A 21290-nucleotide genomic window follows, 5' to 3' on the forward strand; every position below is an offset into this window, starting at 1 on the left:
TGGGCCTTTCGGATCAGACGTGCGAAGAGGTCGAGGTGGTGGCGGGGACGACGAGGTCCCCGGCGGTCCGGGCGGCGCCCGGGAAGAGGAACACGGCGATGCCGACGCCGATCGCGGCACCGACGAGCTGCGCGCCGACGAAGGGCAGGACGGAGGTGGGGGCGATGCCGGCGAAGGTGTCGGTGAAGACGCGGCCGAGGGTCACGGCGGGGTTCGCGAACGAGGTCGAGGACGTGAACCAGTACGCCGCACTGATGTACGCGCCGACCGCGGCCGCCGCGAGCGGGCCGCGGTGCGTGCGGGCGAGGGAGAGGATCACGAGGACCAGGCCCGCAGTGGCGATGACCTCCCCGAGCAGGTGCCCGGCGGTGACCCGCTCCGTCGTCGCGATCGAGGACGGGATTTCGAACATCGCGTTCGCGAGGACCGCGCCGCCGATGCCTCCGAGCAGCTGCGCGCCCACGAACACCGCCAGCTCCCGCCCCAGCAGGCCGGTGCGGTCGCGACGACCGAGGAGCGCGTCGACGGCGGAGACGAGCGGGTTGAAGTGCGCCCCGACACCGGGCCGAAGACGAGGATCAGCACCGCCAGTCCCAGCGCGGTCGCGAGGGAGTTTTCCAGCAGTTGCAGGCCGACGTCGTCCGGGGAGAGCGACTGGGCGGCGATGCCGGAGCCGACGACGATCGCCACGAGGAGGCCGGTGCCGAGGAACTCGGCCACGGCCCGACGAGCGAGCGGAGGAGGGGAAGTGGTGTCCATGTCGTCGGCCATCTTGACCGCTCACGATCACTCAGTCAAGATTGAGTCAATGAACACCGAGCGAACCGAACTCGAAGCGCGGGCCGCCCGCCACGCGGCCCTCAGCGATCCCGCGCGCCTGCGGATCACCGACCTGCTCACGCTCGGAGACTTGGCGCCGCGGGAGCTGCAGGACCGCCTCGGGATGCCCTCGAACCTCGTCGCGCACCACCTCGCCGTCCTCGAGCGGGAGGGCATGATCCTCCGTCGCCGCTCGGAGGCGGACCGGCGCCGCAGCTACGTCCACCTGATCCCCGGCGCGTTCGATCAGCTCGGGCCCTCGACCACCGCCGCCGCGCGGCGGGTGCTGTTCGTGTGCACCGCGAACTCCGCCCGCTCCCAGCTCGCCGCCCGGCTCTGGGCGCAGCGCAGCCCCATCCCCGTGGCCTCCGCCGGTACGCACCCGGCCGCCGCGGTGGCGGCCGGCGCGATCGCGACCGCCGAACGTCACGGCCTCCCGCTACCCGAAGTAGCCCCGCAGCAGTTCGTGGACGTCGCCGCCGATGCCGACCTCATCGTCACCGTCTGCGACGCCGCGCACGAGGAGCTCGGCTCGGACGCGCTGCACTGGTCGATTCCCGACCCGGTGCCTGCCGGCACGGATGCCGCGTTCGATGCGGCCTACGACGAGCTTGCCGCGCGCGTCGACGCTCTCGCGGCGAGGGTCACGGCCGCCTGATCAGACGCGGGTGAGCATCCCCGCGAGGGAGTCGAGCGCACCGGGGACGAGGGAGAAGTACGCCCAGGTGCCGCGCTTCTCGCGGGCCAGGATCCCGGCGTCCACGAGGATCTTCAAGTGGTGCGACACCGTGGGCTGACTCAGCCCGACCGGCTCCGTGAAGTCGCACACGCACACCTCACCTGAGCTGCTCGACGCGACGATCGACACCAGGCGAAGCCGCGCCGGATCCGCCATCGCCTTCAGCGCCCGGGCCAGCAGCTCCGCGCCCTCGGCACTCAGCGGTTCACGCGCAAGCGGCGCGCAGCACGCGGCCGCCGCCGCGGTGAGAGTCAGCTCGGTCGTCGCCATGCCTCCACCCTCCCACACATTGACAGCCATCGATATACCGGGGCAGACTCGGTCCATCGATGACCGTCGATGTTGAGGAGTGCACCTGATGACCATGCTGCTGACCGTCCCGCCCCGCACCGACGAGCGCCGCCTCACCGGCCTCCCCGTCGCGGTGATCGGCGCCGGCCCTGTCGGCCTCGCCGCTGCCGCGCAGCTGCTCGAGCGCGGCCTCGACGTCATCGTCTACGAGGCCGGAGACAGCGCCGGCGCCGCCGTGCAGCAGTGGGGACACACCCGGCTGTTCTCCCCGTGGGAGTACCTGGTCGACGCGGCCTGCGGACGCCTGCTCGACGCTGCCGGCTGGGAGGCGCCCGCCGCGAAGAAGCTGCCGACCGGGCACGAGTTCGTCCGCGACTACCTCGCGCCCCTCGCCGCGACCCCGCAGCTCGCCCCGGTCATCCGGTACCGCTCGCGCGTCACCGCCGTGACCCGCGAGGGCATGGACCGCACCCGCTCCACCGGCCGCGCGGGCACCCCGTTCCTGCTGCGCCTGGACACACTGGAGGGCGTCACCGACGTGACCGCCCGCGCGGTTATCGACACTTCCGGCACCTACTCCACACCCAACGCGCTCGCCTCCGCGGGCCTTGACCCAATCGGTGTCCTCGATGTCGCGGAGCATCTCAGTCACGCACTGCCGGACGTGCTCGGCGCCGACCGTGCCCGGTTCGCCGGGAAGAGCGTCCTCGTCGTCGGCGCCGGCCACTCCGCCGCGAACACCCTGATCAAGCTCGCCCGTCTCGCCCGCGAGGAACCGGATACGAGGATCACCTGGGCGATCCGCGGCACCAGCCCGCTGCGCGTCTTCGGCTCGGGAGATGACGAGCTCGAGGAGCGCGGCAAGCTCGGCGGCACCGTCCATCAGCTCGTCCGCGAAGGCGCGATCACTCTCCTGGACCGCTTCGAAATCGACCGCCTCGAGAAGACCCCCTCCGGCGGCGTCACGGTGCTGGGGCGGCGGCGGAAGGAGCGCGAGAGCGTCGAAGCCGATGTCGTGGTGCAGGCCACCGGGTTCCGGCCCGACCTCGACATGCTGCGCGAGATCCGCGTCTCCCTGGACGAGATCGTGGAAGCGCCCCGCGCACTCGCCTCGCTCATCGACCCGAACCTGCACTCCTGCGGCACCGTCGACCCGCACGGCGTCGCGGAACTCGCCCACCCCGAGCCGAACTTCTACATCGCCGGGATGAAGTCATACGGCAGGGCGCCGACGTTCCTGCTCGTCACCGGCTACGAACAGGTCCGTTCCATCGCAGACGAGCTCGCAGGCGATCACGCCGCGGCCCGCCTCGTGCAGCTCGTGCTTCCCGAAACCGGCGTCTGCTCCACCGACATCGGATCCGCCGGAGGAAGCTGCTGCTCATGACCGCGGTCCGGCCTATGGCTCCCGAGGACTGGGCGGCGGTGGAGGCGATCTACCGCGAGGGCATCGCGACCGGTCACGCCACCTTCGAGGCCGAACCGCCATCGGGGGAGGCGTTTAATGCGGGGAAGATGGAAGTCGGACGCCTTGTTGCTTTCGACGGAGAACAGATCCTCGGCTGGGGCGCGTTGTCGAAGGTCTCGACTCGGCCCGTCTACGGGGGCGTGGTCGAGCACTCTGTCTACATCGCCGCCGTCGCACGAGGCCGCGGTGTCGGTTCGATGCTTCTCGCCGAGCTCATCGCCGCGGCGGAGAACGCGGACCTGTGGACGATCCAGGCGAGCATCTTCCCCGAGAACATCGCCAGCCTCGCCCTCCACGACCGCGCGGGATTCCGCCGCGTGGGCACTCGCGAGCGCATCGCGCAGATGACGTACGGGCCAGCGGCCGGCCAGTGGCGCGACACGATCCTCATTGAACGGCGGCGCCCGTGAGGTCGTGACTCGTCCAGGATCCGCGTGTATCGTGATCGTCACAACGGGCCGGTTCCCGGAACGTTGCCAGCCTAAGACCCCGCCTCGGTGGGGTCTTAGTTTTTAAGGCGTCCAGATCCAGTCGTGCGACGTCGACGCGGCGACCAGGCCGCTCAACCGCGCCATCGTCGCCGCGGACTTCGGGTGCGTCTCCGTCACCGTCTGGCGGCGCCGATGCAGGTAGACCGCAAGGTCGGCAGCTTGCACCCCAGCAGCGTTCCTCGAGGACGCGAACTGGATCGGGGATGAAATCAGGTCAAGGCGGCTCGTCAGGTACCCCGGCGTGCCCAGCGACCGGTAGCTCTCGAACTGCCGCCGGTGCTCCTCCTGCGTCGCGATCTCGTCGGCAACGACGATCACCTCCTCGGTATCGGAGGAGAAGACGTCGCGGCGGTACTCGTTCACCCGCTCGAGCAGGTGCTGCAGCACGATCTTGTGCGGCTGCTCCGGGTACCGGTACCGAGCGTTCAGACGCTTCACGTCCACGCCCCGGAACAGGTAACGGACCTCAGCCTCCTGCGCGACGCGCAGCGCGGCCGCGTAGATGCCGGCCGCCTCGCGGTGCTTCCCGCGTAGGGGAGCCCACTCGCCGGCGCCGCCCATCAGCTCGTGCCCGTGGAACTCGACATCGGCCGGGACTCCGTAGTCTGCGGCGATCTGGTCCCGGAGGGCGGCGTAGCCCTGCTCGAGCTGCTCCCACTTCTCCTGCGTCGTCACGGCAGCGCCGATGAAGTAGAAGTCCTGTGTGTAGGACTCGTCCACGTAAGCGATCAGCATCCGGTCATCATGTCAGCGACCTCCGCACCCTCTGAGGCCGCGCCCCCGCACGACCCCTCACAGGGCATCCTCACCGCCGCCACATGCCGAGAGCGCGCGCATCACCCGTTGATCTCAGGGCGCACAGTGTCGACCAGGTCCAGACTCACGAACGATCGTTCGCGAGACGGTCGAGCAGCGCACCGCCTCGATCGGCGCGTTGTGTTCCACAGCTCGTGTCCGAGACCTATGACCCGTGACCTACGTCCGCAGTACAGTCGGCTCGTGGCTTCGATCGGATACGCGCGCGTCTCGACCAGAGACCAGAACCCTGACGCTCAGACCGACGCGCTCACGGCCGCCGGCTGCGCGAAGGTGTTCGTGGAGCATGCCTCCGGAGTGCTCGCGAAGCGTCCCGCGCTCGAGGACGCTCTCGACTACCTCCGCGAGGGTGACTCCCTCGTCGTGACCAAGCTTGACCGCCTCGGCCGGTCCGTGCGGAACCTGAAAGAGGTGGCCGACGGCCTCCAGCAGCGCGGCGTCGGGCTGAAGGCTCTGTCTCAGGGCATAGACACCACCACTCCGGGCGGGCGGCTGTTCTTCCATATGCTCGCCGCGATCGCGGAGTTCGAGCACGACCTCATCGTGGAGCGCACTCACGACGGCCTCGCCGCCGCTCGGGCTCGCGGTCGCAAGGGCGGCGGGCGGTTCAAGATGACGCCCACGAAGGCGAAGCAGGCGCGCGCGATGTACGACGAGAAGACCTACACGGTTCAGCAGATCGCTGAGACCTTCGGCGTCTCCCGCGGCACCATTTACCGCCACCTCACCGAAGACCACTGAAAGCCGCCGCGACGACCGTCGCGGTTCACGGAGACGAGCGAACGAGCGGACGCCGACCTTCGGCCGGCGACGGTGCTGAGCGCTGTGCGCATTTTTGCCTGGAAGCCTTCGGCAGCGTACGGGCCTGCGGCGTCCACGCAAGCCGCTGCGCGGCCGGCTCCTCCGAGGTTCTCGGCACGCGGTCGCTGCGCTCCCTCATATCGCGCCGACAACCTCTCCTCCTCCGCCCTCCGGGTTGCGCTCCCACCTCCGACCCTGCTCGGCACTACGTGCCTTCCAGACAAAAAACGCTGGGAGAGAAGGAAGAACGACCGAGCCAGACCATCCCCGCTGGCTTGACAAATCTGATTGAGAATCACGGCGTGTCGTGCTCACAAGTGGCATCTCGCGTTTCCGCGTGAGCGCGTCGAATCCGCCGCCGTGCGGACAAGTCCCGGCGGATGCTGTCATGCTGGGAGTGGCCGCGCGGTCTCTGCTGCGATCCGCACACTCCGGATCCACCTCCTCACCGCGAGACGAGCCGCCACCCGCACCGCTCCCGGTGCCGCACGATGCGGCGCGGAGCACGACCCGGGTGACAGCGGACGAGGCCGTGCAGCCCGCCTGCGACACCACAGACCACCTGCGCCGAGGCGCTCCGCACGATGCGGAGGCCGCGCGCACCAGCACGACGCCACGTCCTCCACCGGAAAGAACCCATGCGAAACGCCAGAACCGCCAAGCCCGTGCGCCACCACCTCGAACTCCCCGCCCCCAAGCCGCTCGAGAAGGGCGGCCTGCGGATCACCCCGCTCGGCGGCCTCGGCGAGATCGGTCGCAACATGACCGTCTTCGAGCACGAGGGCAAGCTGCTCATCGTCGACTGCGGCGTCCTCTTCCCCGAGGAGAACCAGCCCGGCATCGACGTGATCCTGCCCGACTTCGCCGCGATCCGCTCGCGCCTGAAGGACATCGAGGCGATCGTGCTCACCCACGGCCACGAGGACCACATCGGCGGCGTGCCGTACCTCCTCAAGGAGCGCGGTGACATCCCGATCATCGCGTCGACCTTCACCCTCGCGCTGATCACCGCGAAGCTCACCGAGCACCGCATCACCCCGCGCACCCGCCCGGTGAAGGAGGGCGACCGGATCGACGCCGGCGTCTTCGACCTCGAGTTCCTCGCGGTCAACCACTCCATCCCCGACGGCCTCGCGGTCGCCATCCGCACCGAGGCCGGCCTCGTGCTGCACACGGGCGACTTCAAGATGGACCAGTTCCCGCTCGACGGCCGCACCACCGACCTCCCCGGCTTCGCGCGCCTCGGCGACGAGGGCGTCGACCTCTTCCTGGTCGACTCCACCAACGCCGACGTCCCCGGCTTCGCCATCTCGGAGGGCGACCTCGCCCCCGCGATCGACCAGGTGTTCCGCACCGCGCCGCGCCGCATCGTCGTCTCCAGCTTCGCGAGCCACGTGCACCGCATCCAGCAGGTGCTGGACGCCGCGCAGAAGCACGGCCGCAAGGTCGCCTTCGTCGGCCGCTCGATGGTCCGCAACATGGGCATCGCCGCCGAGCTCGGCTACCTGAAGATCCCGGCCGGCCTCGTCGTCGACATGAAGGTGCTCGAGAAGCTGCCCGCGACCGAGATCGTGATGATCTGCACCGGCTCGCAGGGCGAGCCGATGGCCGCGCTCTCGCGCATGGCCAACAAGGACCACATCATCGACATCGGCCCCGGCGACACCGTGCTGCTGGCCAGCTCGCTGATCCCCGGCAACGAGAACGCGATCTACCGGATCATCAACGCCTTCACCCGCTGGGGCGCGACCGTGGTGCACAAGGGCAACGCCAAGGTGCACGTCTCCGGCCACGCCAGCGCGGGCGAGCTCGCCTACTGCTACAACATCCTCCGCCCCACCGCGGTCCTGCCCGTGCACGGCGAGTGGCGCCATCTCACGGCCAACGCCGCGATCGCGACCCGCACCGGCATCGACGAGAAGAACGTCTTCGTCGTCGAGGACGGCGTCTCGATCGACCTCGTCAAGGGGCGCTCGCGGATGAGCGGCCGCATCCCCGCCGACCTCGTCTTCGTCGACGGCACCACGATCGGCGTCGCGACCGAGGACGCGATGATCGACCGCCGCGTGCTCGCGGAGGAGGGCGCCATCACGGTGCTCGCGATCGTCGACCTCGACCGCGGCACGCTCGGCGAGCCGGTCGAGTTCTTCACCCGCGGCTTCGTCGAGGAGGCGAGCTGGAAGGCCAACGCCAGCAAGGCGATCGACGACGCGGTGCTGCAGGCCGCCGGCCAGCCGACCGACCGTGACGCGATCGAGAAGCTGATCACCCGCACCCTCGGCCGCTGGCTGACCCGCCGCCACCGCCGCAACCCGGTCATCACGACCATCGTCGTCGAGGAGTAGACCTCCGCCCCGTGCACGACTGAGGCTGGATGGCCGCGATCGCCCCTTTTCCGGGCTGATCCGGGCATCCAGCCTTCGTTGTGCACCGGTTGTCCGCGCGACAGGCGTGATCCGCGGCGCCCCTCCGCGAACTGCCCGTTAGGGAACCGTATGGATCCGGCCGTTCTCGGCTCCTGAGCCGCCTCCGCCGAGTAGACACGTCCAGTGACCTCCTCTCTCGTCCGCGGCGACGCCGACGCCCTCGAACCTTCGCCCCTCGATTCCGCGCGCTCCGGCGGAGTGAAGGCGTGGCTGCTCGAGGGGCTGCGCGACGGCTCCGGCACGCACCCCGGACCGCACTCGACCACCGAGAAGACCCACTCGTGGTGGCGCGTGATGTGCCTGACCGGCGTCGACTACTTCTCCACGCTCGGCTACCAGCCCGCGATCGCGGCGCTCGCCGCCGGCCTCGTCTCGCCGCTCGCGACGATCGTGCTGGTGCTGCTGACGTTGTTCGGCGCGCTGCCCGTCTACCGCCGCGTGGCCCGCGAGAGCTTCCGCGGCGAGGGTTCGATCGCGATGCTCGAGCGGCTGCTGCCCTGGTGGGGCGGCAAGCTCTTCGTGCTGGTGCTGCTCGGCTTCGCGGCGACCGACTTCATGATCACCATCACGCTCTCGGCCGCCGACGCGACCGCCCACGCGGTGGAGAACCCGTTCGCCCCGGAGTGGTTCCACGGCGCGGAGGTGCCGCTGACGCTGGGTCTGGTCGCCCTGCTCGGGATCGTCTTCCTCCGCGGCTTCAAGGAGGCGATCTCGATCGCGGTGGTGCTGGTCGCGGTGTTCCTCGCCTTGAACGCGGTCGTCATCGTGGTCGCGATCGCGCACGTCGCCGAGAATCCGGTCGTGATCGGGAACTGGTGGTCGGCGCTGACGACGCAGCACGGGAATCCGCTGATCATGGTGGGGATCGCGCTGATCGTCTTCCCGAAGCTGGCGCTGGGGCTCTCGGGCTTCGAGACCGGTGTGGCCGTGATGCCGCAGATCCGCGGCGACGCGAGCGACACCGACGCGGCGCCGCTCGGGCGCATCCGCGGGGCGAAGCGGCTGCTGATCACCGCCGCCGTCACGATGTCCGCGTTCCTGATCACCTCGAGCTTCGTCACGACGCTGCTGATCCCGCAGGCCGAGTTCCAGCCCGGCGGTCAGGCCAACGGCCGTGCCCTCGCCTACCTCGCGCACGAGTACCTCGGCGACGCCTTCGGCACCGCCTACGACATCAGCACGATCTGCATCCTCTGGTTCGCGGGCGCCTCGGCGATGGCGGGACTGCTCAACATCGTGCCGCGCTACCTCCCGCGCTACGGGATGGCGCCGCAGTGGGCCGCGGCGGTGCGCCCGCTGGTGCTGGTGTTCACGGCCGTCGCGTTCCTCATCACGATCCTGTTCCAGGCGGACGTCGACGCGCAGGGCGGCGCGTACGCGACCGGCGTGCTGGTGCTGATCACCTCCGCCTCCGTCGCCGTGTTCCTCTCGGCGAAGCGGAAGAAGCAGCGCAAGCGCGCGATCGGCTTCGCGGTGATCGCGCTCGTCTTCGTCTACACGACGGTGGTGAACGTGGTGGAGCGGCCGGACGGCGTGCGGATCGCGAGCCTGTTCATCCTCGGGATCCTCGTGGTGTCGCTGATCTCGCGGGTGCGGCGCTCGTTCCAGCTGCGGGCCACCTCGGTGACGTTCGACGCGCAGGCGCTCGACTTCCTCAGCACGGACGCCGACGACTACGGCGTGATCCGCATCCTCGCCAACGAGCCCGACGACGGGTCCGAGGCCGAGTACCGCGACAAGCTCGCCGAGGAGCAGCGCGACAGCAACCTGCCGATGCGCGGCCCGATCCTCTTCCTCGAGGTGCACACCACCGACTCGTCCGACTTCGAGGAGGACCTGGTGGTGGAGGGGCGCGTGCAGCACGGCTTCCGCGTGCTCACGGTGACGAGCGGCAACATCCCGAACACCATCGCGACGGTGCTCCTCGAGATCCGCGATCTCACCGGGGTCCGCCCGGACGTCTACTTCGAGTGGACCGAGGGCGGCCCGCTCTCCAACATGTTCCGCTTCCTGATCACCGGCACCGGCGAGGTCGCCCCCGTCACCCGCGAGGTCCTGCGCCGCGCCGAGCCCCGCCGCGAGCGCCGCCCGGGCGTGCACGTCGGCTGACCCGCGCGCGCCCCCTCCCCGCCGCGAGATGCCACTTGTGCACGCGACACGCCGTGCAAAGCGTGCACAAGTGGCATCTCGCGGGAGGGGGTCAGTCGTGGACCGTGGAGAGGGGCTCGGTGATGCTCTCGAGGCTGCGGCGCTCGGCGTCGACGCCGAAGATCAGCGCGACGACGCCGCCGACGATCATGACGGCCGCGCCGACGAAGTAGCCGACGGTGAGCGGGCCGCGGTCGCTGCCGTCGCCGATCAGCACGCCGTAGAGGGTGGGCGCGACGGCGCCGGCGATCTGGCCGAGGGTGAAGAAGTACGAGATCGCCTGGCTGCGCAGCTCCAGCGGGAAGATCTCGCTGACCGTGAGGTAGGCGCTCGAGGCGCCCGCGGAGGCGAAGAAGAACGAGACGCACCAGAGGATCGTCTGGGTCGTCGCGGTCAGCACGTCCATGCTGAACAGCAGCGCCGACAGCGCGAGCACCGCGCCGGAGACTCCGTAGGTGAGGAAGATCATCTTCCGCCGGCCCCAGACGTCGAAGAGGTGGCCGAGCACCAGCGGTCCGACGAGGTTGCCGATCGCGAACGGGAAGAAGAAGTACGAGACGGCGTTCTGCTCCACGCCGTAGAAGTTCTCCAGCACGAGCGCGTAGGTGAAGAAGATCGCGTTGTAGAGGAACGACTGGGTGATCATCATCGTCGCGCCGACCAGCGTCCGCTTCGGGTACTGCTTGATCAGCACCCGCGCGATGGTGCGGAACGGGATGCTCTCGGTCGCCTTGACCGTGATCGCCTGCGAGTCGTCGACCGGCTCGAGGTTCCCGCCCTCCGACTCGACGCGGCGCTCGATCTCGTCGACGGTGCGCTCCGCCTCCTCCTCGCGGCCGTGGGTCATCAGCCAGCGCGGGCTCTCGGGGATGTGCCGGCGGAGGTAGATGATCGCGAGCCCGAGGATCGGCCCGAGGAAGAAGCCGAGCCGCCAGCCGACGTTCTCGGCGAAGAGCTGGTCGTTGAGGAAGAAGAGGTTCGCCGCGGAGCCGAGCGCCGCGCCGCCCCAGTAGGTGCCGTTGATCGCGATGTCGACGCGGCCGCGGTACTTCGAGGGGATCAGCTCGTCGATGGCGGAGTTGATCGCCGCGTACTCGCCGCCGATGCCCATCCCCGCGAAGAAGCGGAAGACGGCGAGGAAGAGGTAGTTCGGCGCGAGCCCGGCCAGGCCGCTCGCGACCAGGTAGATCACCAGCGTCAGGATGAAGAGCTTGCGCCGGCCGAGCCGGTCGCTCAGCCGCCCGAAGATCAGGGCGCCGACGATCTGGCCGACCAGGTAGACCGTGCCGAGCACGCCGACCTGCGCGGCCGAGAGGTCGAACTCCTTCGCGAAGCCGGCGCTCGCGACGATCTGGATCTCGAGGCCGTCGAGCACCCAGGAGAAGCCGAGGCCGACGACGATCGACCAGTGGAACCGCGTCCACGGCAGCCGGTCGATGCGGGCGGGGACGAGGCTCCGGACGGGGCCGCGCTCTTCGGTGTCGGTCGACATGGCTCGCGCCTTCCTGTCGCCCCGGCTGCGCTGCTGATGCGCGCGGTCCCGGACGCGGCGAGACGACGATAGCCCCGAGCATCGCCGGGCTATGCACCCCTTGCCACACCGCGCCTGCCGGGTGTATTCCCCGCAACGTGCGCGCCAGCCTCCCCTCCGCGAGATGCCACTTGTGCGCGCCTTTCGCGGCGTGTCGTGTGCACAAGTGGCATCTCGCGGAGGCGGGGACGGCTCTCATGCGCGGTGGGTAGCGTGGGGGGATGATCGCTGCGACGCCCGCTGGAACGCCCGCCTACGTCCTGAGTGAGGGGCCCGTCTGGGACGCCGAGACCGGGCGGCTCACCTGGGTCGACATCGAGGCGGGCGCGGTGCTCTCCGCGCCGCTCACCGTGGACGGGCTCGGGGCGATCACCCGGTCGGACGTCGGCGAGCAGGTCGGCTGCGCGCTGCCGCTGGGCGACGGCCGGGTGCTGGTCGCCCTGACCCGCCGCCTGGCGATCCTCGAGGTCGACGGCTCGCTCACCCGCGGCTCCGAGCTGCTGCCGGAGGGGCACCGCTTCAACGACGGCTCGATCGATCCGCAGGGCCGGCTCGTCGTCGGCTCGCTCACCCTCGGCGACTCGGCTGGCGACGACGTGCTGCTGCGCCTCGAGCACGACGGAGCCGTCACGGTGCTCGACCACGACCTGCGCCTCTCCAACGGTCTCGCCTGGTCGCCCGACGGCGCGCTGATGTACTCCGTCGACACCGAGTCCGGCGTCGTCTACCGCCGCTCCTACCGCGACGGCGAGAACGGCACCCGCGAGACCTTCCTCGAGCCCGAGGAGGGCGTGTTCATCGACGGGATGACCGTCGACTCCGAGGGCCGGCTGTGGTGCTCGGTCTGGGGTGGCAGCGGCGTGCGCGTCTACGACGCCGAGGGCCGCCGACTCGAGGGAGAGGGCATCGCGATCGACGCTCCGCACTCCTCCAGCATCGCCTTCGCGGGGGAGGGGCTCGACGTCGCGGTGATCTCCTCGGCCTCGCGGGACCTCTCGGCGGACGAGCGGGCGCGGTACCCGCAGGCCGGCGGACTGTGGCTCGCCCGCCCCGGAGCGACCGGGCTGCCGGCGACGCGGTGGGTCGAGACGCGGCTGCCCTGAGCCGGCAGTACTGCTAGAGCCGGTCCTCGTCGGCCGCGGCGGGCTGCGACGCCGGCTGCGGGGTCAGGGTGACCCGCGAGATCCGGTAGCGGTCCGTCTCGGCGACCCGGAGCACGTGGTCGCCGACGACGAGCGTGTCGCCGACGACGGCGACGCGGCCGATCCGGTCGAGCACGTAGCCGCCGACCGTCTCGTAGGGGCCCTCGGGCAGCTCGATGCCGAGCAGCTCCTCCAGGTCCTCCAGGATCATGCCGCCGTCGAGATCCTGCAGCTGCTCGCCGGCCTTCGCGTCGACGTCCTGGCGGGCGCCGTCGTACTCGTCGTAGATCTCGCCGACGAGCTCCTCGAGCAGGTCCTCGAGGGTGATGATGCCGTCGGTTCCGCCGTACTCGTCGATGACGACGGCGATCTGGTGGCCGTCCTGCCGCATCGTGCGCAGCGCGGCGAGCACCTTCGTCGTGCCGGGCACGGCGAGGATCGGGCGGGTGATGTCGGCGACGCTGCTCGCGGTGCCGTGCCGCTCCGCCTCCGGGAACGCGGCCATCAGATCACGCACGTGCACGAAGCCGAGGACGTCGTCGCGGTTCTCGCCGACGACCGGGTAGCGCGAGTGCGGCCGGCCGAGCACCTCGGCGTAGCCCTCGGCGACGGGCAGATCGCCGCGGAGGAAGTCGACGTCCGGCCGCGGGCGCATCACCTCGGCGACCCGCCGGTCGTCGGCGCGGAAGACGTCGGCGAGCAGCTGGCGGCTGTCCTCCGCGATCTCGGTGTTGCTCGAGATCATGTCGCGCACCTCGTCGGCCGAGACGCTCTCGCCCTTCTCGCGCGGATCCGCACCGAGCAGGCGCACCACGGCGTCGGTCGAGACCGACAGCAGCCAGATGATCGGGCGCATCGCTCGCGCGAGCGCGTTCAGCGGCGGGGCGAGCACCCGGGTGAAGGCGACGGACTTCTGCATCGCGAGGCGCTTGGGCACCAGCTCGCCGAGCACGAGCGAGAGGTAGGCGATGACGAGGGTCATCAGGATCAGCGCGACGGTCGAGGCCGCGCCGTTCGAGAGGCCGAGCGACTCGAGCGGCGGCACCAGGTCGGGCGCGATCGTCGAGGCGCCGTAGGCCGAGGAGAAGAAGCCGGCGAGCGTCACTCCGATCTGCACCGCCGAGAGGAAGGTGTTGGGATTGCGCACCAGCTCGGCGATGCGACGGCCGCGCTCGCTGCCGGCCTCGATCGCGCGCACCTGGCTCTCGCGGAGGCTGACGATCGCCATCTCGGTCCCGGCGAACACGCCGCCGATGAGCACGAACAGCACGACGAGGCCGATGTTGAGGAGGGTGTCGAGATCCACGGTGCTCAGAGTACGGACGCCCGCTCGGAGAACGCCTCGCGCCCTCTCAGGCGTGCGGCACGCCCCGCCCGCACCCCACTCCTCCGAAGTTGCGGTAGTCGCGCTCGACTACCGCAACTTCTGGAGGGTGGGAGGGGCCGCTCGCGCTCGGGGCGCACCCACTCCTCCGAAGTTGCGGTAGTCGGCGGCGACTACCGCAACTTTTGGAGAGTGGGTGGGGAAGGAGGGGCGGCGGCCCGGCGCTCAGGCGTCCGCGGGGCGCACGCCGATCGTCAGGATGAGGTTCGCGTAGATGCGGCGGTCACCGCTGGCGATGGTGAGGGCGACGTCGTCGGTGCGCGCCTCGGCGTAGAAGGCGTGGCGCTCGACCGAGGTGAAGGGCACGCCCGCGAGCGTGGCGCGGAACGCGTCCTGCGCGGGCACGTCGAGGCCGGGCGCGGGGGTCATCACGGTCGCCTCCTCGACGACGATCGCGGTCAGCAGCGCCTCGAGGATCTCGTCGACGGTGAGGGTGTCGGGCCGCAGGTTGAGGTGCACGAGCGCGGAGCTCTTCCCGAGCGTCGTGCCGACGGGGTAGTTGCCGTCGGCGATCAGGATGCGCGAGCCGTGGCCCGCGCGGGCGAGGGCGTGCAGGATCTCGGGGTGCAGGAGGGTCGTGGTCAGCATGGTGGTGCTCCTAGGGGTGGAGGTGGTGGACGGAGGCGCCGGCGAGCAGCCGGCTCGGCAGGATGCGGGTCTCGGGCGGCTCGGCGGCTCCGTCGAGGCGGCGGCGGATCAGGGCGGCGGCCTCGGCGGCGATCTCCTCGGTGGGCTGCGCCACGATGGTGAGCCGCGGCCGCACGACGCGCGCGAGCTCGACCGTGTCGAAGCCGACGAGCGAGAGATCGGCCGGGATGCGCAGGCCGGAGTCGCCGAGCGCGGTCAGCGCGCCCACCGTCAGCTCGCGGTTGCTCGCGAAGACGGCGGTCGGCCGCTCGGCGCGGGCGAGGATCCGCTCCATCGCCGCGACGCCGCTCTCGACGGTCAGCGGCCCGTGCTCGACCGCGGGCGCGGCCAGCCCGCGGGCGGCGAGCTCGTCGGCGAAGCCGGCGGTGCGGTCGCGGGTGGTCGAGACGGAGGGGTCGCCGCCGAGCACCGCGACGGCGCGGTGGCCGTGGTCGGCGAGGAGGCGGGCGGCGGAGGCTCCGGCCGCGCGGTTGTCGAGCACGACGCGGTCCGTCACGAGCGCGTCGTCGACCCAGTCGAGGGTGACCACGGGTGTGCCCTGCTCGGAGGCGTCGCGGAGGGCGGCGACGTCGCCCGCGGTCGGCACCGCGACGATCCCGTCGACCATCTTCTCGAGCAGCAGCCGCACGGCTGCGCCCGGCTCGGGCAGGCTGACGCCGACGAGCACGCCGATGCCCTCGCCGCGCAGCGCCCGCTCGAGCCCGGCGATGATCGAGAGGTGGAACTCGTTGTCGAGCGCGGGCAGCAGCACGCCGACCGTGCGGGACCGGCGCGAGCGCAGCCCGCGGGCGAAGCCGTTGACCCGGAAGCCGAGCCGCTCGGCCGCCGCCTCGATCGCCGCCGCGTTCTCGGGCCGCACGGGCAGGCCGTTGTAGTGCTTCGAGATCGTCGAGAGCGACAGGCCGGTCAGGCGCTGCAGATCCTTGTACGTCGCCATCTCAGAGCGCGGGCGAGCCGTAGCTGTCCCAGCCGGGGACGGTGCCGTCGGCGTCCCAGAGGTCGAGCCAGTCGGTGCTGCCCGGCCAGAGGAAGACCTGGCCCTTGATCAGCCGGTTGTTGCGCTCGGCGCCGCGCAGCGACTCCTGCTCGGCGGCGGTCAGGGCGAGGGAGGCGGCGGCGAGGTTGGCCTCGATCTGCTCCGGCTTCACCGCGAACGGGATCGGGATCTGCCCGCGGTTGACGGCCCAGGCGAGGCAGACGACGACGGGGTGCACGCCGCGCGCGCGGGCGACGGCCTGCACAGCGGGGTGCTCGATGTCGACGAGGTCGCCCTCGACCCGGTCGCGCTCGGGGCGCGACGGTGAGCCCAGGGGCGAGTAGCCGATCGGCTGGATGTCGTGGTCGAGGCAGTAGCGGAACAGCTCCGGCTGCTGGAAGCAGGGGTGCAGCTCCATCTCGTTGAGTGCGGGCGCGATGCGGACATCGGCGAGGATCCGCTCGAGCTTCGGGATCGTGACGTTGGAGGTGCCGAGGTGGCTGACCAGGCCGCGGTCGACGAGCGACTCGAGCGCCGCCCAGGTGCGCAGGAACGCGGCGTGCTCGTAGGGGCGGGCCTCGGGGTCGCGGGCGTCGGTCTCGGCGTGCGGCGGGTGGTGGTTGGGGAAGGGCCAGTGCACGAAGACGGCGTCGAGCACGTCGAGGCCGAGGTCGGCGAGCGAGCGCTCGACGGAGGCGACGGCCGCCTCGGGCTCGTGCGCGTCGTTCCAGATCTTCGACATCACGAAGAGCTCGTCCCGGGGGACTCCGGAGGCGGCGATGGCCCGGCCGACGCGTGGCTCGTTGCCGTAGACGGTGGCGCAGTCGAGCAGGCGGAAGCCGGCGCGCAACGACTGCTCGACGGCCAGGCCGACGGTCTCCGCGTCGTAGCGGTCGGAGCCGAAGGTGCCGGCGCCGATCGCGGGGATGCGGCGGCCGCTCGCGAGCGTGCGGAACGCGGGCGGGGCGGCGGTGCGGGTGTCGGCGGCGGTGTCGGCGGCGGTGACGGCGGCGTCCATGCCACTCCTCGGGATCGTGAGACGAAACGTTTCGCCTAGACGCTACGGCCGCCGCCACCCGCCGTCAAGGCCGGGCGGCGGCGGCCCGCGCTCAGACCAGGCGGCGCGACTCGTCCGTCACCACGCGGAACCAGCGGGCGCCGTAGCCGTCGATGCCGATGCTCACCGCGCCGTCGTCCCCGATCGGCTGCGACTCGCCGCCGAGCGAGTCGACCAGCCGCGATCCGGGCGCCGAGCCGGGCAGGGTCAGCGCGACGGTCCGCGGGCTGGAGGCGAAGTTGTGCACGGCGACGGTCGTGCCGGTCGACGCGGACATCCGGTGCGCGAAGACGCAGGACTGATCGGACGGCAGGTGGGTGTACTCGCCCCAGCCGATCTCGGGCGAGCGGCGGTACAGCCAGGCGAGGCCCTTGAGGTGCGCGAGGAGCGAGTCCGGGTCCTTGAGCTGGTCGGCGGCGTTGACGTGCTCCGGCCCGAAGCCGCCCTCGGTGACGGCGGCGATCAGATCGCCGGCGTCGGCTCGCGAGAAGCCGGCGTTCGCGGCGGAGGTCCACTGCATCGGCGTGCGGACGCCGCTGCGGTCCGGGATGTCGGCGTTCTCGCCCATCCCGATCTCCTCGCCGTAGTAGAGCACCGGCGCGCCCGGCAGCGAGAACAGCAGGCTGTAGACCATGCGGAGGCGCCGCGGGTCGCCGTCGAGCATCGGCGGGAGGCGGCGGACGATGCCGCGCCCGTGGATCCGCTGCGCCTCCTCCGGGGCGAATGCGGCGAAGACCTCCTCGCGCTCGCCGTCGCTCAGCTGCGAGAGATTCAGCTCGTCGTGGTTGCGGGCGAAGTTGGCCCACTGGCTGCCGGTCGAGATCGCCGGCCTGCTCGCGATCGCCTCGGCGAGCGGCGTCGCGTCCTCCCGGGCGAGGGCGAGGTAGAGGTACTGGTTGCCGATGAAGTCGAACTGCATCGACAGCTCGTCCGCGTCCTCGCCGCCGAAGAAGGCGAGCTGCTCCTCGCGGGTGACGTCGACCTCGCCGAGCATCATCGCCTCGCCCGAGCGGCGGGTGACGAAGCGGCGCAGCAGCCGCAGCCACTCGTGCTCGTCGGGCGCGCCCGGCTCGATCAGGAACGGCACCGCGTCGACGCGGAAGCCGTCGACCCCGAGCTGCAGCCAGAAGCCGACGAGCTTGGCGATCTCGTCGCGGACCGCGGGATTGTCGGTGTTGAGGTCGGGCTGGTGCCGGTAGAAGTTGTGCAGGTAGTACTGGCCGGCCTGCTCGTCGTGGAACCAGACGCCGTCCTCCGCGTCCGGGAAGACGTTGGCCGGCTCGTCCGCCGGCGGCTCGTCGCGCCAGACGTAGTAGTCGCGGTACGGGCTGTCGGGGGAGGAGCGCGCCGCCTGGAACCACGGGTGCTGGTCGCTGGTGTGGTTGACGACCAGGTCGACGATGACGCGCATCCCGCGGTCGTGCGCGGTGCGGATCACCTCGACGACGTCGCCGTGGTGGCCGTAGCGCTCGTCGACCCCGAAGAAGTCGCTGATGTCGTAGCCGTTGTCCCGGCCGGGCGACGTGTAGAACGGCGCGAGCCAGAGGCAGCTGACGCCGAGCTCGGCGAGGTAGTCGATCCGGTGCGCGAGTCCCTCGAGGTCGCCGACCCCATCGTCGTCCCAGTCCATGAAGGTCTTGACGTCGAGGTTGTAGTAGACGGCGGAGCGCCACCACAGGTCGCTGGTGTCGGTGACCCTCATGCGCGGGTCTCCGCATCGGCGGTCACGGGGCGAGCGGGCGGGGCGAGGCGGGTCATGGCGCTCCAGGGTCGGGACGGGGAGGGTCGCCCTCGACGCTAGGTGCGCGCCGGATCGGCGTCTCCTCGTTGACTTCTCAGGAACGCGGCGGGCGGCCCGGGGTGCCCGCCCGGCCGCTCGCCCGGCGCCCCCCGCCCCCCAGAACTCAAAAGTTGCGGTAGTCGAGCGCGACTACCGCAACTTTTTGATGGCGAGTGGGGATGGCGGGCGGCGAGCGGCCGGCGGCGGACCGGGCCGGGGAAGTGCGGGTCAGGCGCGGGCGCGGCGGGTCTCGCGGGCGTTGGCGCGCTGGAGGGCGTCGACGAGCTCGGCCTTGGTCATGCGGGAGCGGCCGCGGACGTCGAGGCGCTTGGCGAGGTCGAGCAGGTGCGCCTTCGTGGCGTTCGCGTCGACTCCGCCGGCCGTGTCGCCGGGGCCGTCCGGGCCGCGTTCGGCGGCGCGGTCGTCGGAGGGGCCGCTCTCGGCCTTGCGCTCCCAGTGGTCGCCGACCTTCTCGTACTCGTGCTTCAGCGCGGCGAAGGCAGTGCGGTGCGCGCGCTCACCCTCGCCGTAGCTGTCGACGGCCGAGTCGTGCGCGGCCGACCACAGCGCCTGCGCGTGCTCGTCCGACCGCTCGATCGTCGACGGGATCTCCTCCTTGGCGGGCATGCTGCCTCCCTCTCGTCCCTCCGACGCTACCCGCGTCGTCCCCCTCCGCGAGATGCCACTTGTGCACGCCTTTCACGGCGTGTCGCGTGCACAAGTGGCATCTCGCGGGAAGAGGGGCGGGTCAGCCGAGGAGGCGGTCCTGGACGAAGGGGCTCGCGAAGCGGGCCTCGGGGTCCCAGGCGGAGCGGAGGGTGCGCCACTCGTCGAGGTGCGGGTAGAGCGGGGCGATGTCGGCGGCGGTCGCGAGGAAGTGCTTGCCCCAGTGCGGGCGGGCGCCGAGCGGGAGCAGCGCGCCCTCGACGGCGGGCAGCACGGCGTCGACGCCGGCGCGGTCCTTCTTGAAGGTGAAGTGGATGCCGACGCTGTCGCGACCGGACGCGGGGGAGAGCCACTGGTCGTCGCCGGCCATGGTGCGCAGCTCGGTGATCAGCAGGACCTCGTCGATCCGCTCGCCGATCGCGCGCAGGGCGACGAGGGCCTCGCGGATGTTCTCGCGCGGCACCATGTACTCGCTCTGGATCTCGTCGCCGGCGCTCGGCTCGCGGTCGAGGCGGAAGTGCGGCAGCCGCTCCGACCACGGTCCGACGGAGCCGCCGAACGGGTTGAGGTTCGAGTCGACGCCCTCCGAGACGGCGAACAGCGAGGCCGAGGCGGCGACGGCGCCGAGGTGCGTCGCGTCGACGTCGGCGACCGAGCACTGCTCGACCTTGGTCTTCAGCCAGAGCTGCTCGACGGTGGGGCTCGACCAGTGCGTCATCAGGCTGACGCTGTAGGCGGAGGAGGTGATCGCGTCGAAGTCGTCGAGCACGCGGTCCCAGGGCAGGTCGACGAAGGCGTCCTGCCGGACGTCGAAGGTCGGCTGGATGTCGAGGGTCACCCGGGTGACGATGCCGAAGGCGCCGAGGCCGACGACGACGCCCTCGAAGCCGGGCTCGCCGCGGCGGATCGTGCGCAGCGACCCGTCGGCCGTGACCAGCTCGAGCGCCGAGACGGCGGAGGAGAGGTTGGCGTTGCGGTCGCCCGAGCCGTGCGTGCCGGTCGAGATCGCGCCGGCCACCGAGATGTGCGGCAGCGAGCCCATGTTGTGCAGGGCGTAGCCGTTGCTGTGCAGGTGCGAGGCGACGATGCCGTAGCGGGTGGCGCCGCCGACCGTGACCGTGCTCGCCTCGGCGTCGATCACCGGATCGGAGGCGATGCGGCCGAGGTGCAGCAGCGTCCCCGGGGTGTCGGGGAGGGCGTTGAAGGAGTGGCGGGTGCCGAGCGCGCGGACCCGCTCGCTCCCGCGGACGAGGGTCTGCACCTCGTCGATCGACTCCGGCTCGAGGATGTCGGCGGCGCGGTACTCGTAGGTGCCCGCCCAGTTGCTCCGTTGCGTCATGTCCCCATTCTGCCGGGCTCGCCGCCGGTTTGTTGCCACGTCCAACGAATTGACGGGCGAGCCCGTGCTGCGAGCCCCGGCGGCGCTCAGTACTCGATGCGTCCGTGCCGGTCGTGGAACTCGCCGGTCGGCCCGACGGGGCCGAGCAGGGCGAGCGCGACGGTCGCGTCGGTGCCCTCGGTGACGGTCTGGTGGCCGCCGTGGCCGTTGAAGTCGGTCGCGGTGTAGCCGGGGTCGCTCGCGTTGATCCGGAACTCCGGCAGGTTCTTCGCGTACTGCACGGTCAGGGTGATCACCGCGGCCTTCGAGGCGGCGTAGGGGATCGCGGGCACGCCGAACTCGTCGCGGCCGGGGGTGACCAGCGCGCGCGGCCAGCCGACGCCGGAGGAGACGTTCACGATCACGGGCGCGGCCGAGCGGCGCAGCAGCGGCAGCGCGGCCTGGGTGACCCGGACGATGCCGACGACGTTCGTCTCGAGGACGCTCGCCATCGCCTCCGCCGACAGGTCGTCGACGCCGAAGGAGGTGCCGAGGATCCCGGCGTTGTTGACCAGGACGTCGAGGGCGGGGAGGGAGGCGAGGGCCGCGTCGACGCTCGCCTGGTCCGTCACGTCGAGCTGCACGACCTGCGCGCCGAGCGCCCGGGCGGCGTCGCCCTTCGCGGGGTCGCGCATCCCGGCGTGGACGGTGTGGCCGGCCTCGATCAGGCGGCGGGCGGTCTCGAGGCCGAGGCTCTTGTTGGCCCCGGTGATCAGTGTCGTTGTCATG

18 protein-coding genes and 1 pseudogene are annotated in these 21290 nt (G+C 71.2%); 7 read left to right on the plus strand and 12 right to left on the minus strand.

The genetic code is table 11. The annotated features are described in order from the left end of the window. Nucleotides 1-13 precede the first annotated feature (13 nt). A pseudogene (locus GSU72_RS01830) lies at nucleotides 14-759 on the minus strand (MIP/aquaporin family protein). 49 nt (nucleotides 760-808) lie between these two features. Between GSU72_RS01830 and GSU72_RS01835 the strand changes: the two are divergent. Continuing rightward, on the plus strand, nucleotides 809-1477 hold the full coding sequence (locus GSU72_RS01835) for a helix-turn-helix domain-containing protein (protein ID WP_159986582.1): 669 nt from the start codon (nucleotides 809-811) through the stop codon (nucleotides 1475-1477). Here the strand turns inward: GSU72_RS01835 and GSU72_RS01840 are convergent, their stop codons facing one another. Then, nucleotides 1478-1828 (minus strand): metalloregulator ArsR/SmtB family transcription factor, encoded by a 351-nt coding sequence (locus GSU72_RS01840; protein ID WP_055794488.1) that lies wholly within the window; start codon nucleotides 1826-1828, stop codon nucleotides 1478-1480. 88 nt (nucleotides 1829-1916) lie between these two features. On the opposite strand from GSU72_RS01840, the gene GSU72_RS01845 reads away from it, so the two are divergent. Both GSU72_RS01845 and GSU72_RS01850 read left to right on the plus strand, forming a co-directional pair. Beyond that, nucleotides 1917-3236, plus strand: coding sequence for an FAD-dependent oxidoreductase (locus GSU72_RS01845; protein ID WP_159983227.1), 1320 nt, complete (start codon nucleotides 1917-1919; stop codon nucleotides 3234-3236). Then, a complete protein-coding gene (locus GSU72_RS01850) occupies nucleotides 3233-3727 on the plus strand; it encodes a GNAT family N-acetyltransferase (protein WP_159983229.1) in 495 nt (164 codons plus the stop codon). Before GSU72_RS01845 ends, GSU72_RS01850 begins: the two co-directional genes overlap by 4 nt. Before the next feature lie 102 nt (nucleotides 3728-3829). Here GSU72_RS01850 and GSU72_RS01855 read toward each other — a convergent pair whose 3' ends face one another. Next, the gene (locus tag GSU72_RS01855; RefSeq protein WP_159983231.1) at nucleotides 3830-4543 is read right to left on the minus strand and encodes a DUF3800 domain-containing protein; all 714 of its coding nucleotides are present in this window, start codon (nucleotides 4541-4543) and stop codon (nucleotides 3830-3832) included. Nucleotides 4544-4807: 264 nt separating this feature from the next. Here GSU72_RS01855 and GSU72_RS01860 point away from each other — a divergent pair, with 264 nt between their 5' ends. From GSU72_RS01860 to GSU72_RS01870, 3 genes are all read left to right on the plus strand, one after another. Continuing rightward, complete coding sequence (locus GSU72_RS01860; protein ID WP_159983233.1) at nucleotides 4808-5365, plus strand: recombinase family protein; 558 nt, start codon at nucleotides 4808-4810, stop codon at nucleotides 5363-5365. A gap of 698 nt (nucleotides 5366-6063) precedes the next feature. Next, complete coding sequence (locus GSU72_RS01865) at nucleotides 6064-7770, plus strand: ribonuclease J (RefSeq protein ID WP_159983235.1); 1707 nt, start codon at nucleotides 6064-6066, stop codon at nucleotides 7768-7770. 375 nt (nucleotides 7771-8145) lie between these two features. Next, nucleotides 8146-9960, plus strand: coding sequence for an amino acid transporter (locus GSU72_RS01870; RefSeq protein WP_244256069.1), 1815 nt, complete (start codon nucleotides 8146-8148; stop codon nucleotides 9958-9960). Nucleotides 9961-10051: 91 nt separating this feature from the next. Here GSU72_RS01870 and GSU72_RS01875 read toward each other — a convergent pair whose 3' ends face one another. Further along, nucleotides 10052-11491 (minus strand): MFS transporter, encoded by a 1440-nt coding sequence (locus GSU72_RS01875; protein WP_159983237.1) that lies wholly within the window; start codon nucleotides 11489-11491, stop codon nucleotides 10052-10054. Nucleotides 11492-11751: 260 nt separating this feature from the next. Between GSU72_RS01875 and GSU72_RS01880 the strand changes: the two genes are divergently transcribed. Then, a complete protein-coding gene (locus tag GSU72_RS01880; RefSeq protein WP_159983239.1) occupies nucleotides 11752-12633 on the plus strand; it encodes an SMP-30/gluconolactonase/LRE family protein in 882 nt (293 codons plus the stop codon). 13 nt (nucleotides 12634-12646) lie between these two features. On the opposite strand, the gene GSU72_RS01885 is transcribed toward GSU72_RS01880, so the two are convergent. The 8 genes from GSU72_RS01885 to GSU72_RS01920 all read right to left on the minus strand — a co-directional run bounded on the left by GSU72_RS01885 (nucleotide 12647) and on the right by GSU72_RS01920 (nucleotide 21289). Next, a complete protein-coding gene (locus GSU72_RS01885) occupies nucleotides 12647-13978 on the minus strand; it encodes a hemolysin family protein (protein WP_159983241.1) in 1332 nt (443 codons plus the stop codon). A 243-nt stretch (nucleotides 13979-14221) separates the two neighbouring features. Then, nucleotides 14222-14644, minus strand: a complete 423-nt coding sequence (locus GSU72_RS01890; RefSeq protein WP_159983243.1) for an RbsD/FucU family protein — start codon at nucleotides 14642-14644, stop codon at nucleotides 14222-14224. Between the two features lie 10 nt (nucleotides 14645-14654). Continuing rightward, complete coding sequence (locus GSU72_RS01895) at nucleotides 14655-15641, minus strand: LacI family DNA-binding transcriptional regulator (protein WP_159983245.1); 987 nt, start codon at nucleotides 15639-15641, stop codon at nucleotides 14655-14657. Between the two features lies 1 nt (nucleotide 15642). Beyond that, the gene (locus GSU72_RS01900) at nucleotides 15643-16698 is read right to left on the minus strand and encodes an aldo/keto reductase (RefSeq protein WP_159983247.1); all 1056 of its coding nucleotides are present in this window, start codon (nucleotides 16696-16698) and stop codon (nucleotides 15643-15645) included. A gap of 91 nt (nucleotides 16699-16789) precedes the next feature. Further along, nucleotides 16790-18439, minus strand: coding sequence for an alpha-amylase family protein (locus GSU72_RS01905; protein WP_159983249.1), 1650 nt, complete (start codon nucleotides 18437-18439; stop codon nucleotides 16790-16792). Nucleotides 18440-18745: 306 nt separating this feature from the next. Beyond that, nucleotides 18746-19144, minus strand: coding sequence for a ChaB family protein (locus tag GSU72_RS01910; protein ID WP_159983251.1), 399 nt, complete (start codon nucleotides 19142-19144; stop codon nucleotides 18746-18748). Between the two features lie 121 nt (nucleotides 19145-19265). After that, on the minus strand, nucleotides 19266-20522 hold the full coding sequence (locus GSU72_RS01915) for a D-arabinono-1,4-lactone oxidase (protein ID WP_159983253.1): 1257 nt from the start codon (nucleotides 20520-20522) through the stop codon (nucleotides 19266-19268). A gap of 86 nt (nucleotides 20523-20608) precedes the next feature. Continuing rightward, entirely contained in the window at nucleotides 20609-21289 is a 681-nt protein-coding gene (locus tag GSU72_RS01920) for an SDR family NAD(P)-dependent oxidoreductase (protein ID WP_159983255.1), read from the minus strand. Between the last annotated feature and the right edge of the window lies 1 nt (nucleotide 21290).

Source organism: Rathayibacter sp. VKM Ac-2760, from assembly GCF_009834185.1.
Classification (GTDB): domain Bacteria; phylum Actinomycetota; class Actinomycetes; order Actinomycetales; family Microbacteriaceae; genus Rathayibacter.